This is a genomic window from Paenibacillus sp. OSY-SE, assembly GCF_000283315.1.
GTDB classification, from domain to species: domain Bacteria; phylum Bacillota; class Bacilli; order Paenibacillales; family Paenibacillaceae; genus Paenibacillus_B; species Paenibacillus_B profundus.
The window spans coordinates 122,472-137,807 of sequence record NZ_ALKF01000192.1 but is presented as its reverse complement, the minus strand read 5'-3'; the positions used below and the strand labels follow the sequence as shown (position 1 = coordinate 137,807).

Sequence of the window (15,336 nt, the reverse complement as noted above, 5' to 3'; positions counted from 1 at the left end):
CTACTTGACAGGGAGCACTTCAAAATTGAATCCCGGCTTTCTTTTTATAACTTTCTTTTTATAACCGCCGCTTAATTCGATAAGTACAACGCTGTCCTTGCTCAGCCAAGCACTCCGTTCGTTCCACATCAGCTTCCAGTAAATCGCGAAACAACGCCAATTCACACGCGCACGGTTCTTTATATAGTTGAGTCACTTGGGCTATCGGACAGTTGTACTCATGAAGCAGCCAGCTGCCGTCATCTACCGGCTCCGTTTCCACCATATATCCGTTCATATCTTGAATGTTGCCCAGAGCCTGCACACGTTCGTCGAACGATTTCTGACTGAGCTGTGGAGCGTATTTTTCCAAAAGCGATTGCTTCCGTCCTTCAAATAGGCGCTGTACCCCATTTTTCTCCTGCCATGATTCCATTTCCTTCAACAAATCAAGTATCAATTGATGATACTGCTTCGGGAACCGCTCATTCCCGTTATCAGAAAGGCGGTACATTTGCAAAGGCCTGCCCATGGGCTGGCGAACCATATCCGTCACTAGCAAATGCTCCTGCTGCATCGCGTAAAGATGTCTTCTGACGCCCATCTCTGTCATACCAAGCTCCTTCGCGAGCTGGGCCACGGACATGGAGCCATTCGTCTTCAGCAAAGTAAGCAGCTTCTGACGCGTTGTCACTTTACGTTCCGGTTGTTTCAATTTTAACCACCTTAACCTTGGTTGTCATCGTATCGTCATTGTAACGTATCATGTTCGTATAGACAACAAGGACACGCCAACTTTAGGCAAGATGCATTTCCTTGGCAATGAACCGCAGGACTGATTCTCCGAATTCCGGTAGCATGTCCGGGAGCTCCAGCAGCACTGGATGGATGTCATTCCGTTCCCACTCCGTGTAATGCTGCACCAATGCTCGACGCAGGCGCACCAATCGGAGAAGGGAGTCGTGATGCGAAGAAGATACGACCTGCTCCTGAACCAATATATCGACGATATCTTCATAGCTGCTCGCATCCCGCATGAGAAAGCCGTCAATTAACAAACTGCCGACATCCGTCACAATCTCAATGGCGATATGCAGTGCCCGTTCCTGTGCGAAGGACGCGTATAAACTTCCATCCCAACGATTATTAATTTCAGTTACAGCTTGAACGACTTTTGGAATGAACGTTAACCGCTCATCAATTTGCTCTGTATTGACATAGTACATATTCTGGATCCTCCTTCGATGTTGGATATATATTGGTTCGTGCGCATTCAGACACAAAAAAAGGAGCTGAAAGCCCCTTCTCTTGTCCATTCAGCTTGGTTTATTCAACGACCAAAAAAGATTTCATATCGTCGTGACCCGTGCCGCACATGACAGAACAATGAATTACATATTTTCCTGGCTTGTCGAACACGACGTCTTTCTCCATCTGACCATCCTTGAGATCGATGTCGAAATCTTTAATGCCTGCTCCATGGAAACCGGATTTGTTCACTAGCTTCAAGCGAACTTTCTCCCCGGCCTTAACCTTATATTCCGCTTGGTCGAACTTAAAATCATTGGTCGCTACAATCTTAACAAGCTGAACACCTTCCGGAGCTGCTTCCTCTGCTTCAGGTTGCGGCATGTTGAACAGCATCAATCCGGCGGCAAACAAGCACGCGACGCTGAACAATATGAACATCGTCCATTTCTGCATAAATGCTCTACGCCCCTTTGTCAGTTACATTCATCACCTTACATATTACAAAATGTTTCCTATTTCTCTCAATATAAACTTGAATATTTCGGAATCATTTTTCCAATTTGTGACGAAACATTGAACGAAATGAGGTTAGATTATGTAAGTAATTCCTTTTTCATTCAATAAAGCTTGAGAGCACCTCTGATAAGGCCCGTTTCTCATACCTTCAGATCCTGAGCTATTATGTTCCTTGCGCAGTCTGAATCATGGGGAGAGTGAACAAAAGAGCGCTTCGACGACTCTTGGCCTTATCAATCTGGATGTTAGCTCCAGTTCCAGAGGGAGGGAGTCACTGTAATATACATCGATTGACCCACACATTTTTTCTCGCCACGTTTAGGTATTGTCGCCATAAGAAATTAACAAGACATGATGAGTTGGAGCTGGTGAACTCACAGTCCCATCATGTCTGCAATAGTTGGTTGCGTCATCATGACAGCTTATTTAGGTTCATTGGAATCCGATTTTAAAGAAGCGATGATGTTTTTTACTTTTGGAGGGAGCGGCAAGCCTAGTCGTGCATAATTCTCAGTAATGGAAATGAGCTCGTTCGCAAGATAAAAGCTGATGGTTCCGTCTTTGATCCAGCTTGTCCCGAACAGCATGTCCATGTGATGAGCCAATGTGACGATAAGCAGCATCAAGCCTTTTTTGGCAAGGCCCCAAAAACCGACCCTACTGCTTAATCCTTTATTTTGTTTTAGCGATGCGGCGATACCGGAAATATAATCTATCGCTATCGCTACCATAAATAAAGTGAGCAAATGACTCCACACTCCGAATAAAAATGCCAATACGATGCCGCATACCCCGCAGATGATGTTAATAACGATCAATCTCATAGACGTATCCTCCTCTAACGCGGGATATTCTATTGTATGCGTGTCCTTGTCCACATGGTGTCGGCACGTATACTACGTCAACTTACATGTGAAAGCGTGGTAGATGCATGCTTTTCACAACAAAAAAAAGACCTCGCATAATCGTGCAGCAACCCAAGTAACCTGGATATTATTGCCCACAACCAATCTGCAAGGTCTTCTCGACTATATTAACTATATTAACTATTTTATAATTTGAAAAATTGCGGCAAGTAAGCCCGATTCGCTTCCAGCATCTCATCCAAGAGCGTCTTGGCTACCGATACCGAAGGAACTAACGGATGATGAACCATCGCTTGCAGTGCTATGCCGCGGTCGCCGCTGACCGCCGCTTCAATGGTCAACTGCTCATAAGTCTTCACCGCATGCAGCAATCCTTTAATATGCTCTGGCACCCGTCTTGGCGGCAGCGGAATCGGTCCTTGCGCCGTTACGACGCAATTCACCTCGATGCTTGCATCCGCAGGCAAGAAATCATAAGTATTGCCGTTGGACACGTTCAACGTTTGAATATCATGTTTATCCGTGTAGAGCGAATTCATCAGGTTAACGGCCGCTTCCGAATAATAGGCTCCACCACGCTGTTCAAGCTGCTTCGGCTTTACGCGCAGCGATTCGTCTTTGTACAGCTCGAACAATTCCGCTTCAACGCGGCTGACGACATCGGCACGCGTGCCGTCCTTCGATAACGCTTCCTGCATTTCGTCGAACATAACATCGGTCATGTAGAAATATTTCAAATAATACGTCGGAATGGCTCCCAGTGATCGCAGGAACTCAGCATCCCATCCTAGAGTCGGCACGTTCGTTGCTGTATAAGTTTTGCCGCCATCCAGCAGCTCCGGCAGTTTCTCTACCCCTTTCACCGCTGCGGAAGTGACCCAGTGCAGATGGTTGATACCGACAAATTCAGGCAGCACTTCGGCTTCGGTTACACCGTATTGTTCCGCCAAGAATTTCTTGAAATTAATCGGTGAGTTGCACAGGCCGATTGAGCGAACACGACTGTGCTTTGTCACCGCTTCCGTCACGATTCCGGCAGGATTCGTAAAGTTCAGCATCCATGCCTCTGGGGCTAAGCGCTCAATATCGCGGCAAATGTCCAGAAGTACTGGAATGGTGCGCAGCGCCTTCATCATTCCGCCCGGGCCAGTCGTCTCTTGTCCGATAACACCGTGCATGATTGGGATATGCTCATCGCGCTTGCGCGCCTCTAGCAAGCCGACACGCATCTGAGTGGTCACGAAGTCAGCGCCTTCAATCGCGCGTTCGCGTTCCAACGTCAAATGCACATCGATCGGCACGCCCGCTTCTTTCACCATGCGTTTGGCAAGATTGCCTACGATGTCGAGCTTATGCTTGCCTGCTTCAATGTCGACGAGCCATAGCTCGCGAATCGGCATTTGTTCATAATTTTTAATAAATCCTTCTACAATTTCCGGCGTATAAGAGGAACCGCCACCGATGACTGCTACTTTCAAGCCTGCTTGTTCTCCCATTGCAAAGACCTCCTCATTTCAATACAAATTGATAATGATAATCGAAAGATAATCGCTTTAACTTTGAGGTAAAGCTTTAGCCTTCATGAAAAGCGAATGATTTCAGACGAGCGTCCAATTCCGGACTGATCGTCATGCCGTCTTCATCCATTGCACTGAGCACTGCTCCGATGACCGGATCCGCTTCGAGTCGCACGCAACGAGCGTATGGCGCAGCCGTCTTCACCATACGGCTGATGGCTTCAATAAAATACGGCCCTTGTCCCCGCGTCAATACGCTGCCGATCAGAACAACATCAAAGGCTGCCTCTGTCATGTGAAGGCGTCGTATGAGCGCGTTAACGGCATTGCCGAGCTCTGTACCTTCCTCCTCCAATATGCGGAGCGCCACAGCATCTCCCTCTGCCGCCGCTAGGAACAGTGCTTTCACTAGGTCCCTGGGGACAGATTGAACGTTATCCAGCACATCGGTATACATCTCATCCACTGAGCTGTAGCCCAACTGTTCAAGTATAATTGGGGTCAGCTTCGTCGCTTCTCCTCGTCCGTCCCATGCGCGAATGACCGCACGAAACGCTAATACAGCCAAGCTCGAGCCTGCGCCGAAGCCGTCGCCGTACATATGACCGAAACCGCCGTATTGCAGCTCCTGCCCATTCCGGTTGCGAGCAGCGCTGTTGAAGCCCGATCCGCTAATGATAACCGCACCGTACGGACGGTTCGTGCCTGCTCGCATTCCGATCATCGTGTCACACGCAATGGCATGGCGTTCATAGCCAAGCTCCGCAATCATCGGACGCAAAATCGTGTAATCCGGCTCCCGATCTGCACCGGCAAGCCCGAAATAGGCAAACGTAACGTCGTCCTTAGTCAGATTGGCCGATTCAAGTGCCGCGTCACAAGCAAGGCGTATATTGCGCGCGGCTATGTCACGGTGGATCTGATGATTGCCGTTGCCGGCCAATCCTTTACCTAATACATTTCCATGTGCGTCAATTAGTAGGGCGTGTGTTTTGCTGCCTCCAGCGTCCACTCCCAAGTAGATGCTCATCAGTTCCTCTCCTATCTCTGGTTTTGTTCGCGCCCCTGCGACAATCGCTGAATGCGCATACAACGCTTTATAGTTACCTTACACCTTTTTTTCAAAGATAGACTACTACTAATTTCGCAAAAACTAATACAATCTTACTGTTTATTCAATTGTCTTTGCTGACGAAGTTCACTGGGTGACATTGTGTAATGCTGCTTGAACAAGCGATTGAAGTTGGATAAATTTCGAAAGCCGCATTCTTCTGCGACATCAATTATCTTCTCGTCTGAGGATTCTAATAAATGAGCCGCATGGGTCAATCGCAGCTGGATAAGGTAGTCAAGCGGCGAAGTGCCGACAGCCTGTTGGAACAATGCGCTAAAACGAGAAGGACTCAAATGAGCCAAATCCGCAAGCTGCTTCAATGTCCATTGGTAAGATAAATGCAGCTCCATCGTACGGATAACTTCTTTGAGCGCATGCATGCCACGATGCTTGACAGGTGCGGGATTGGCATCCGATACGGAAAAATGACGGTTCACCAATGCGAGAAATCGGGTCAATTGCGCGTGAACCACAGAAGGATAGGAAGCGTCTCTCAGGTCCATCTCAAGCGTAATATCCTGTAAAATATCGACAAGCTGCGGAATTACAGGATGCTGTCGGCTTAACAGGTTCGTAAACTGTACGCCCATTTCGCGAAATGGACGCAACACATCGTGATCATAACGAAGCTCCATGGCGAGAAGTGCCTGGTCGAACATGAACACGTCCATCGTAAGGTTGTCCGTTTCGAAGGCGCGATGCAGGTCATGAGCGTTAATTAGTAAAATGTCCCCTTCCTGGAAGTGATACTTCACCCCATTGATTAAATAAAACCCCCGGCCTCTGCGAATGTAGTTAATCTCCAGTTCCCGGTGCCAATGCAATCGCTGAGAGCCGGGACTGACACCTTCTGTTGTTGCGGCCATGAACGGAAATGAATCCGGCAAATTAATAAGATCACGGATGATGGTCTGTGGTGTGTCCGTTCGGGTCATCCATTCTGTCTCATTGAAAAGTTCCATAACTACTTGATACCCTCCCTCCTGCAAGACTCATCGCATTCTCATATATCCATTACAACAAAAAATACGGATGACCGCAATTTCCGCCGGGTATAAATGGGTGAGACCTATTCGAGACTTGCATGGCAAATTGCACTGCAAAAAAATATGCCAATACGTGGTTTACGACTTTTTCCTTCGTTTTTCGTATTTTCTCACGTATTCAATAATCCGTCAGTAATAACTTTGCCTCCAGGATGTTATAATTTAAATTGACAAAGACACTCAAAAAACATAATATGTTACTTGCGAAAAATTTAAGGATGCAGGTGAAACGAAACGTGACCTATGAACCGATTGTAAAGGAAAAAACGTTAATCGAACGCAACGATTCCGAAAATCTTTATCAGGTAAAAGTGAAGCTGCAAGATGGTACGCTGTGCCGTGTGTTCTATAACCATGGCGAGAAAAGCATTAGCCGTTTACTGACGATTCCTTGTCCGATTTGCCGGAAAGACTTTATTTGCAAATGCTTGAATCGATTCGCGGATCAAATTGACAGCCAAGTGAATTTACCTGAAATGCTTGCTGAATAAGAAAATTGTCCTATTGCATTTTTAATACTGTGCATGGTACAATATAACAGGTGAACGGGGCCATAGCTCAGCTGGGAGAGCGCTTCGCTGGCAGCGAAGAGGTCAGGGGTTCGAGCCCCCTTGGCTCCACCAATCCATGTTATACTCGATGACATCTCTTAACGAGGTGTCTTTTTTGTGTTTGCTTACAAAAAAAGAACCCCAGCTTCCTCGGGTTCTTACATTTGTTGTTATTCTTGATGTTCTCCCAAAGAATTTTTGGATAGTAAATGATTCAATTCCTTCATGAACATATTAATGTCTTTGAATTGCCGGTATACGGACGCAAATCTGACATAAGCGACCTCATCAACCGGATACAGCTGCTCCATTACCAGCTCGCCGATAATGCGGCTCTCCACTTCGGCGTGCGCCGTATTGCGCAGCTGCTTCTCCACTTCCGAAGCAATCATCTCCAGCCGTTCTACCGATACCGGCCGCTTTTCGCATGCCCGAATGAGCCCGCGCAGCATCTTGTCCCGGCTGAACTCCTCCCGGCTCCCGCCTTTCTTAATGACGATAAGAGGCGTCTCATCTACCATTTCAAATGTTGTGAAGCGTCGGCTGCACAGCTCGCACTCACGCCTGCGGCGAATAGACTTATTATCATTCGCCGGACGAGAATCGAGCACCTTGGTTCCTAAATGATCGCAATAGGGGCACTTCATTTCATTTCCTCCGTCCTTTACGCCTGATGTTTAATCAATTTGATGAAAATCCCAATCGTTACCTGTAATGAACTTTACAAGAATGCGCACAATACAATTACCAACCGCAAGGAGGTGAATAGATATGAGCCAAAACAATCGTTCCAGCAACAACCTGGTTGTACCACAAGCAACGGCAGCACTTGAGCAAATGAAGTTCGAGATCGCTCAAGAATTGGGTATTGCCATCCCGCAAGACGGGTACTATGGCAACATGGCGACTCGTGACACCGGCTCGATCGGTGGATACATCACGAAACGTCTCGTACAAATGGCTGAGCAACAACTTGCAGGTCAATACAAATAAGTTAGAAGAAGCATCGGCTCAAGCGGTGATTTAAACATCGGCTCGTCCGATGCTTCTTTGTCATTTCAATGGTGTCGGATAAATATCTTTATATTTATCATAATAATGGATGACTCGTTGAACATACAACTTCGTTTCTCCATATGGTATTTGATTTTTGGCTGTTTCATATTGGCCGTCCCACACTTGCGTTCGCATCCATTTGTTCACATTTCCTGGACCCGCATTGTATGCGGCAATGGCAGCAATCCAATTTCCGTTGAATTGCTTGTACAGGGAATTTAAATACCACGTTCCTAAATGAATGCTGGGATCAACCTCGTTCTTCAGCTCATCCATCGTCCAGTGCCTCTGCAACTGTAACTGTTCCATCGCCCAGGTTGCTGTTTCAGGCATAAGCTGCATGACGCCAATCGCTCCTTTACGGGATTCACGCCCGGCTTGGAAATTCGTTTCCACTCGAATGATCGCCGCCACGAGAAGCGGGTCGACCTTATACTTTGCCGCATGCTTGCGTATTTCGTTCTCGTATGGAATCGGATACATCCAACGCCCCAACCATTGGGATTGAACGAACAAAATAAACAACAAGCCCAAGAAAAGCGACAACAACACTCTTTTCTTGCGCAGAACCTTCATAACACGGTTCATAACAATCCTTTCTGCGACCAGAAACGTTCAACTTGCTGCTCCGTATATTCAAGTCCTTGACTGTTATCAATGACGACATCGGCAAGCGTGCGCTTCTCTTCAATGTCCCATTGCGACTGCAATCGGCGCTCCGCTTGTACCGCGTCAATTCCATCCCGCTGTATGAGGCGCTGAAGTTGGATTTCCTTCGGAACATATACGACGACTACAGATTCAAACATTTCCGTCAGACCCGATTCGTATAACAACGGCACGTCCACCACAACGAGCTTATCAGGGTACTCCCCTTCCAACCTGCTCATTTGTGCTATCATTTCATGCCGGATGGCCGGATGAGTAACTCCCTCCAGCACTTTGCGCTGCTCCTCGCTAGCGAATACGACCTCCCCCAACCGCTTGCGGTCTAAAGAGCCGTCCTCAAGAAGCATGTCCGTTCCGAACAGCTCCGCAATCTTGTCCAGAACGGGGCTGCCAGGAAGGACAACCTCCCTGGCAATCCGATCAGCATCAACAAGCAGAGCGCCCCGTTCCACAAGCAGGTTAGAGACGGTGCTTTTCCCCGACGCTATCCCGCCGGTTAATCCGATGTTCATGCTTTCACCTCGTTTATATTTTGCTGTACTTCATTCACATCTGTAAAAGTTTCATAAGCGTTCATGTTCAAAAAGATGCTTTGTAAATCAAAAGGGGACTTTTTGAACAACCTCTAGGAGAACAGCTTTATAATCCCCATCATAATCAACATCAACCCCGGTATGAACGTCAATTTCCCAATCCAGCTGAATTGAGCGCAAGCGATGCCCACTTGTAACCCGATTCGTAAAAAAGTGCCGCTGAACAACGCGATGATAAGCGCTGTAGCGAATGGAGGATAACCGAGCAAGGCCGCTCCAATTCCTGCGCCGAACGCGTCCAGAGACAAAGCGACGCCCAGCCATGCCGCTTCCGAGGAACTTATCGTACCGGAACGATCCATATCCGCAGCGCTAGGCGTATGCAAAATCTGAATGACAAGGCCGAGACTCCGCAATTGGATGCGGAAGACGGGCCGCGGTTCCGGATTCGAATCGGCTGTATCTGGATTCAAAGCTCCGGCCGTATCGTTGCCGCAGCCTTCTTTCTTCGTCCGGACATGGCTGCCTCTACTCTCATCACAAGTTGCTGACGAGATTACAGCGATGTCAGCGATGTCGCCCGCACGCGATCGCAGCAGCTGCACAATCGCCCAGCATCCAATTCCGATTAAGATGACGGAGCCAATCCACTGTGCAGTTGATGCGGAAACGTATTGAACGAGCAGGGCGCCGACCTGCATCGACACCAAAATGACCAATCCAGAGCATAATGAAATAATGACGATAGACGTCCAAGGGATGCGAAGTTTGCGCAACCCGTATGTCATTCCTACTCCGAAGCTGTCCAAGCTTAGCGCAAAGGCCAATACCAGCATAGACGCTACTTGAATGAGCAACCCAGTTCCTCCCCGCCTGGCGGACACCGACAGCGATAGCGCATATCGGAGGCCACCGATGATATACATCCATCATATGGGCAGGAGCGGATAAGAGTGCATACGCAAGCTGTATCACTTCATCAGCTCAACGTTCAGCGGGTTATGATTGTTTTTGGCACAATCGGCAGTAATGCGTGCCACGCCCGCCGACCACGGTCTTCTCTATAATGGTACCGCAATGAATGCAAGGCTGGCCTTCCCGGCCGTACATTTGCAGTTGGTGCTGGAACATCCCCATCTCACCTTGTCCGTTCACGTACGACTTGATAGAGGAGCCGCCCGCCTCCACCGCTTCCTGGAGCGTAGCGATAATCGCCTCATGCAAGCAGGCATACTCCTCGTCCGACAATTGATCGGCAGGACGGAGCGGATTAATTCCAGCGCGGAACAGCGCCTCATCCACATAGATATTCCCGATGCCCACGACAACATGCTGGTTAAGCAAAACAGGCTTAATAAAGCTGCGCCGCTTGCGCATGGCCGCCGCGAACTGCTCAACGGTGAAGCCATCGGACAAAGGCTCTACTCCTAGCTTATGAAGCGGCGGCAGCGTCCATTCTTCATCCGGCTTGAACAAATGCATCGTCCCGAACTGGCGGACATCCTTGTATCGCAGCTCAGTACCGTCGTCAAAATGAAAAATGACGTGCGTGTGCTTCTCCACTGGCTCGTCCGATGCAAAGACGCCGTAGCGTCCTTCCATGCGAAGATGGGAGACGAGTACGAGATCGTCGAGCAGAATGCGCAGAAATTTCCCGCGGCGCTCAACCTGCTGTACCGTATGTCCGCATAATGCGTCACAAAATTGATCTATATCGGCTGGCCGCTGAATAATCCGAGCGAGGGATACGGTGACCCGTTCGATCTTCTTCCCCGCGACCAATGCGTTTAACGTTCGTTTGATTGTTTCTACTTCCGGTAATTCCGGCATAATATATCACCTCGATGTCCATTATACCGAAAATATCCCGGATATGTGGAAATCGTGAATTTTACTTGGATTCATACCAGTTTTCACCTGAATTCACGTCCGCTCGCAGCGGTACGGCAAGCTGTAATGCTTGCTCCATTACTTCCGGCACAAGCTTCGTCATCGTATCAAGTTCATCAGGCGGCACTTCGAACACCAATTCATCGTGCACCTGCAGGAGCATTCGGCTCTGCAAGCCCTGTTCCCGCAGGCGCTCATCCATTTGCACCATCGCAAGCTTAATAATATCTGCTGCGGTACCTTGAATTGGCGTGTTCATCGCGGTGCGTTCGGCGAACGAACGCAGATTGTAATTCGACGCCGTGATATCTTTCAAATACCTTCTCCGTTCAAGCAGCGTCTTCACATAACCGTCCTGACGCGCTTGTACGACGATATCGTCCATATATTGTCTAACGCCTTGGAAGACGGCAAAGTACTGCTCGATAAACCTTGCGGCATCCTTGCGCGTAATATTCAAGTTCTGAGAGAGCCCATAATCGCTAATGCCATATACAATCCCGAAGTTGACCGCCTTCGCTTGACGGCGCATGTTGGCATCCACCTCATCCGGGCTTACGCCGAACACGTCCATCGCTGTCTTCGTATGGATATCCATATCATGAAGAAACGCTTCCTTCAACTTCTCATCACCCGATATATGGGCTAGAACGCGGAGCTCTATCTGGGAATAGTCGGCAGCAACAATATGCCAGCCCTGTTCCGATGGTACGAAGGCTTGACGAATCTTGCGTCCTTCCTCCAACCGAATCGGAATGTTCTGCAAGTTCGGGTATTGACTGCTTAAGCGGCCTGTAGCCGCAATGGTCTGACGGAAATACGTATGGACCTTGCCTGTCTCCTTGCGCACTTCCTTCAGCAGACCTTCAATATAAGTCGATTGCAGCTTCGCCATCTGACGGTAATGTAAAATGAGTGGAATGATGTCGTGATACGGTTCTAGCTTTTCCAACACTTCCGCATCGGTCGAATATCCGGTCTTCGTCTTCTTCATGACCGGAAGTCCGAGCTTGTCGAACAGAATTTCACCCAACTGCTTCGGCGAACCGATGTTGAATTCGGTGCCAGCCAACACGTAAATGCGCTTCATCGTCGTTTCAATCTGCTCGCTGAACTGCTCGCCCAGCTGCTGCAAGCTCTCAATCTTCACTTTAATACCTGTCTTCTCCATCTGAGCCAGCACTTTAGATAGCGGCAATTCCAGCTCGTAATAGAGGCGATCCATCTCCTGCTCGTGCAGCGTCTTCTCCATAAGCGGCTTTAACCGACGCACGAGCGCTCCCTTGCGCGCGCTATGCTCGGCCACTTGCTGAAGCTCGGGCACACGGAACTTGGCCCCTTTTCCATATACATCCTCATCGCTTGGGCTTGCGGGCAAGCCGTTCTTCTCTGCCACCGCCTGCAATGTAGCCGTCGCATCGTCCGGATTCAGCACATAAGAAGCTAACTGCACGTCAAAGCCTGATCCCGCAAACGGTATGCCTGTCCAGTGCAGCACAAGCTCGGCGTAGTGCATGTCATATCCGTTCTTCAACTTGCTCCCGTCACCCAGCCACTCGCGTATCGCTCCGGCCTCTTCGCTTAGCAGCTGCTCCTTAGTCAGAAACCAGCTTCCTTCCTCATAGGCGATCAGCATGCCGATAAGCTCCGCCTGATGCGGATTGTCGCCGTGAGATTCCACGATGAACGTATCTGCCGCGTCCAGCGCTTGCTTCAATTCATCCCAGTTGTCGTCCACCAGACGAACATTCAGCTTCTCGGCTGACAGTGAATCATCGGCAACAGCAGGCTCGGCAACTGAAGAGCCATCCACCATGCCGATCTTCTCAATACGCTCGATGATCGATTTGAACTCAAGCTTCTTCAACGCTGGAATGGCGGTATCTCCCTTCAAGCCCGAAAAAGCCATCTCTTCCCATTCCTTATCCAAAGGCACTTCCCGAAAGATCGTCGCCAGCTTCTTGCTGAGGCGCGCATCCTCGGCATGGTTCGTAATGTTCTCCTTCATCTTGCCTTTCAGCTCATCAACATGCTCAAGTACGCTTTCCACACTGCCGAATTGATGCAGCAGCTTCAGCGCCGTCTTCTCACCAACCCCAGGGACACCCGGAATGTTGTCGGACGTGTCGCCCATCAGGCCTTTCATATCGATAATTTGCAGCGGCGCAAGCCCATACTTCTCCTCTATGGCTGCTGGAGTGTACTTCTCAATCTCTGTCACGCCTTTTCTCGTCAGCAGAACGGTGACATGCTCAGAAGCCAACTGCAGCATATCCTTATCGCCCGTTACGACAGACATGGATTGCCCCGATTCATCCGCTTGACGCGTCAGCGTGCCGATAATATCATCCGCTTCATATCCTTTAAGTTCAAAATGGGAAATACCCATTGCGGTCAACAATTCTTTCAATAGAGGAAATTGCTCGGACAATTCAGGTGGTGTCTTCTCGCGTCCGCCTTTATAGTCTTGATAGTCGCCGTGGCGGAACGTCTCCTTGCCTGCATCGAATGCAACGAGCATATGCGTCGGACGTTCTTCTTCCAATATGCGTAGCAGCATCGTAGTAAAGCCGTACACGGCATTCGTATGTAAACCTTGCGAATTCGTCAGTGGGGGCATTGCAAAAAAAGCTCGATAAATAATGCTGTTACCGTCGATAACGATCCATTTTTCCATGATACAAAGCACCTCAATCCATTCTCTTGCTAACATGATAGCATAGCCTAGACCAGAAAAGGAAATCAGTCTCGCCCTAGACGACAACAACCGATCGGGTCTTTCTCCGATCGGTTGCAATGATTAATTATTCAGATCAGGACGCTCGTTCGTAACCAGATAGACAACCGCTTCACCGATGTTCGTCGCGTGGTCTGCAATCCGTTCGATATACCTCCCTACGAACGTAAGCAGCATCGCTTGGGAAGCGTTCTGCGGGTTCTCTACAACATAACTTAACAGCTCGCGGAAAATTTGGCTGTACAGTTGATCAACCTGGTCGTCTTCCTTCGCCATTTTATAAGCTAGATTCACATCTTCCCGCACATAGGATTGAATGGAGTCCGTTATCATCTGCTGCACGATTTCCGCCATACGCGGCAAATCGATAAGCGGCTTGATTAGCGTCTGTCCATCCATGCGCAGCACCACCTTCGCCACGTCGATAGACAAGTCGCCCATCCGCTCCAGGTCATTCGAAATGCGGAAGGCGACGAGGATGCGGCGCAAATCTTTCGCGACCGGCTGCTGTGTCAATATGAGTCTTGAACCGAGGTCGATAATTTTCTCTTCGAGTTGGTTCAATTCAACATCTTCAGATATGATATGCTTGGCGCGTACTGCATCCATCGTCTTCAAGGACTCAATTGACTCGGATAAGGCTCGTTCGACACGCTGCCCCATCTCTTCTAGCAGCCTGCTGAGCTCATTCAAAGCCAAGTCAAATTCCTTGCGCTTAATCATGCTTCACCCACTCTCCCTTTTCATGCGTGTTCAAAAATGACCCTTTTCGATGCTAAGTGACATCTTGAGATGCTTCGTGATCAAAAGGGGGATTTTTGAACTGCCTCTTTTATCCGAAACGTCCCGTAATGTAGTCCTCCGTGCGCTTGTCGCTCGGATTGGAGAACAGGGTTTCCGTATTATCGAATTCCACCACTTCACCGTTTAAGAAAAATACCGTCTGGTCCGACACGCGCGCAGCTTGGTGCATATTGTGCGTAACCATGACAATCGTATAACGATGCTTCAATTCTTGAACAAGCTCTTCGATTTTAAGTGTAGATATCGGATCGAGCGCGGATGTGGCTTCATCCATCAGCAGGATGTCAGGGTTCACCGCCAGGGCGCGCGCAATGCAGAGGCGCTGCTGCTGACCGCCAGATAGGCTGAACGCCGAGCGCTTCAAGTAATCCTTCACTTCGTCCCACAGCACCGCCTGCTTTAAGCTTTGCTCCACAATTTCATCCAGCTGCGATTTGCTGCGGGTGCCATGCAGACGCGGGCCGTAGGCAATATTATCGTAAATAGACTTCGGGAACGGATTCGGCTGCTGGAACACCATGCCGACCTTCTTGCGCAATGTTTCTACGTCCACTTCATTGCTGTATATGTCCGTACCGGCAATTTCAACCTTGCCCTCAATGCGCGTGCCGATGATCATATCATTCATGCGGTTCAGCGTGCGCAGAAGCGTTGATTTACCGCAGCCGGAAGGGCCAATGAACGCCGTCACCGCTTTTTCCGGAATCGTCATCGACACTTTCTTCAAAGCATGGTAAGTACCGTAGTAGAGGTCTAAGTCGCGAATGTCGATTAATGTTTTTAAGGCAGTCGCTGTGCTCATGCGAT

General features: G+C 49.0%; 17 protein-coding genes and 1 tRNA gene. 3 read left to right on the top strand and 15 right to left on the bottom strand.

Annotated features, from left to right (window positions below):
- Positions 1 to 58 precede the first annotated feature (58 nt).
- The 7 genes from A372_RS0120805 to A372_RS0120775 form a co-directional block, all read right to left on the bottom strand.
- The gene (locus A372_RS0120805) at positions 59 to 694 is read right to left on the bottom strand and encodes a helix-turn-helix transcriptional regulator (RefSeq protein WP_019422832.1); all 636 of its coding nucleotides are present in this window, start codon (positions 692 to 694) and stop codon (positions 59 to 61) included.
- An 82-nt stretch (positions 695 to 776) separates the two neighbouring features.
- Positions 777 to 1,205 carry a DUF86 domain-containing protein gene (locus tag A372_RS0120800; protein ID WP_019422831.1) on the bottom strand — a complete coding sequence of 143 codons (429 nt, stop codon included), beginning with the start codon at positions 1,203 to 1,205 and terminating at the stop codon, positions 777 to 779.
- A gap of 100 nt (positions 1,206 to 1,305) precedes the next feature.
- Complete coding sequence (locus tag A372_RS0120795) at positions 1,306 to 1,683, bottom strand: cytochrome c oxidase subunit II (RefSeq protein WP_019422830.1); 378 nt, start codon at positions 1,681 to 1,683, stop codon at positions 1,306 to 1,308.
- 485 nt (positions 1,684 to 2,168) lie between these two features.
- Positions 2,169 to 2,570, bottom strand: a complete 402-nt coding sequence (locus A372_RS0120790; RefSeq protein WP_019422829.1) for a phage holin family protein — start codon at positions 2,568 to 2,570, stop codon at positions 2,169 to 2,171.
- A gap of 227 nt (positions 2,571 to 2,797) precedes the next feature.
- Positions 2,798 to 4,108 carry a 6-phospho-beta-glucosidase gene (locus A372_RS0120785; RefSeq protein WP_019422828.1) on the bottom strand — a complete coding sequence of 437 codons (1,311 nt, stop codon included), beginning with the start codon at positions 4,106 to 4,108 and terminating at the stop codon, positions 2,798 to 2,800.
- A 76-nt stretch (positions 4,109 to 4,184) separates the two neighbouring features.
- The gene (locus A372_RS0120780) at positions 4,185 to 5,159 is read right to left on the bottom strand and encodes an N-acetylglucosamine kinase (protein WP_019422827.1); all 975 of its coding nucleotides are present in this window, start codon (positions 5,157 to 5,159) and stop codon (positions 4,185 to 4,187) included.
- Between the two features lie 134 nt (positions 5,160 to 5,293).
- Positions 5,294 to 6,205 (bottom strand): AraC family transcriptional regulator, encoded by a 912-nt coding sequence (locus A372_RS0120775; protein ID WP_019422826.1) that lies wholly within the window; start codon positions 6,203 to 6,205, stop codon positions 5,294 to 5,296.
- 308 nt (positions 6,206 to 6,513) lie between these two features.
- On the opposite strand from A372_RS0120775, the gene A372_RS0120770 reads away from it, so the two are divergent.
- Together A372_RS0120770 and A372_RS0120765 are read left to right on the top strand one after the other, a co-directional pair.
- Positions 6,514 to 6,780 (top strand): hypothetical protein, encoded by a 267-nt coding sequence (locus A372_RS0120770; RefSeq protein WP_233697845.1) that lies wholly within the window; start codon positions 6,514 to 6,516, stop codon positions 6,778 to 6,780.
- A 56-nt stretch (positions 6,781 to 6,836) separates the two neighbouring features.
- Positions 6,837 to 6,912 (top strand) — tRNA-Ala (locus A372_RS0120765).
- 98 nt (positions 6,913 to 7,010) lie between these two features.
- Here A372_RS0120765 and nrdR read toward each other — a convergent pair.
- Positions 7,011 to 7,487 carry a transcriptional regulator NrdR gene (gene nrdR / locus A372_RS0120760; RefSeq protein ID WP_019422824.1) on the bottom strand — a complete coding sequence of 159 codons (477 nt, stop codon included), beginning with the start codon at positions 7,485 to 7,487 and terminating at the stop codon, positions 7,011 to 7,013.
- 124 nt (positions 7,488 to 7,611) lie between these two features.
- On the opposite strand from nrdR, the gene A372_RS0120755 reads away from it, so the two are divergent.
- Positions 7,612 to 7,833, top strand: coding sequence for an alpha/beta-type small acid-soluble spore protein (locus A372_RS0120755; protein ID WP_019422823.1), 222 nt, complete (start codon positions 7,612 to 7,614; stop codon positions 7,831 to 7,833).
- A 60-nt stretch (positions 7,834 to 7,893) separates the two neighbouring features.
- On the opposite strand, the gene A372_RS0120750 is transcribed toward A372_RS0120755, so the two are convergent.
- The 7 genes from A372_RS0120750 to pstB all read right to left on the bottom strand — a co-directional run bounded on the left by A372_RS0120750 (position 7,894) and on the right by pstB (position 15,331).
- A complete protein-coding gene (locus tag A372_RS0120750; RefSeq protein WP_019422822.1) occupies positions 7,894 to 8,484 on the bottom strand; it encodes a lytic transglycosylase domain-containing protein in 591 nt (196 codons plus the stop codon).
- Positions 8,481 to 9,077 carry a dephospho-CoA kinase gene (gene coaE / locus A372_RS0120745; RefSeq protein WP_019422821.1) on the bottom strand — a complete coding sequence of 199 codons (597 nt, stop codon included), beginning with the start codon at positions 9,075 to 9,077 and terminating at the stop codon, positions 8,481 to 8,483. The genes A372_RS0120750 and coaE overlap by 4 nt, the downstream gene beginning before the upstream one ends.
- A 113-nt stretch (positions 9,078 to 9,190) precedes the next feature.
- Positions 9,191 to 9,955: an MntP/YtaF family protein gene (locus A372_RS0120740; protein ID WP_019422820.1), complete on the bottom strand. Its 765-nt coding sequence runs from the start codon at positions 9,953 to 9,955 to the stop codon at positions 9,191 to 9,193.
- A 142-nt stretch (positions 9,956 to 10,097) separates the two neighbouring features.
- Positions 10,098 to 10,928: a DNA-formamidopyrimidine glycosylase gene (gene mutM / locus A372_RS0120735; protein ID WP_019422819.1), complete on the bottom strand. Its 831-nt coding sequence runs from the start codon at positions 10,926 to 10,928 to the stop codon at positions 10,098 to 10,100.
- 61 nt (positions 10,929 to 10,989) lie between these two features.
- A complete protein-coding gene (gene polA / locus A372_RS0120730; protein ID WP_019422818.1) occupies positions 10,990 to 13,665 on the bottom strand; it encodes a DNA polymerase I in 2,676 nt (891 codons plus the stop codon).
- A gap of 123 nt (positions 13,666 to 13,788) precedes the next feature.
- Positions 13,789 to 14,448 carry a phosphate signaling complex protein PhoU gene (gene phoU / locus A372_RS0120725; RefSeq protein ID WP_019422817.1) on the bottom strand — a complete coding sequence of 220 codons (660 nt, stop codon included), beginning with the start codon at positions 14,446 to 14,448 and terminating at the stop codon, positions 13,789 to 13,791.
- A 109-nt stretch (positions 14,449 to 14,557) separates the two neighbouring features.
- A complete protein-coding gene (pstB, locus tag A372_RS0120720) occupies positions 14,558 to 15,331 on the bottom strand; it encodes a phosphate ABC transporter ATP-binding protein PstB (protein WP_019422816.1) in 774 nt (257 codons plus the stop codon).
- Positions 15,332 to 15,336: the final 5 nt, after the last annotated feature.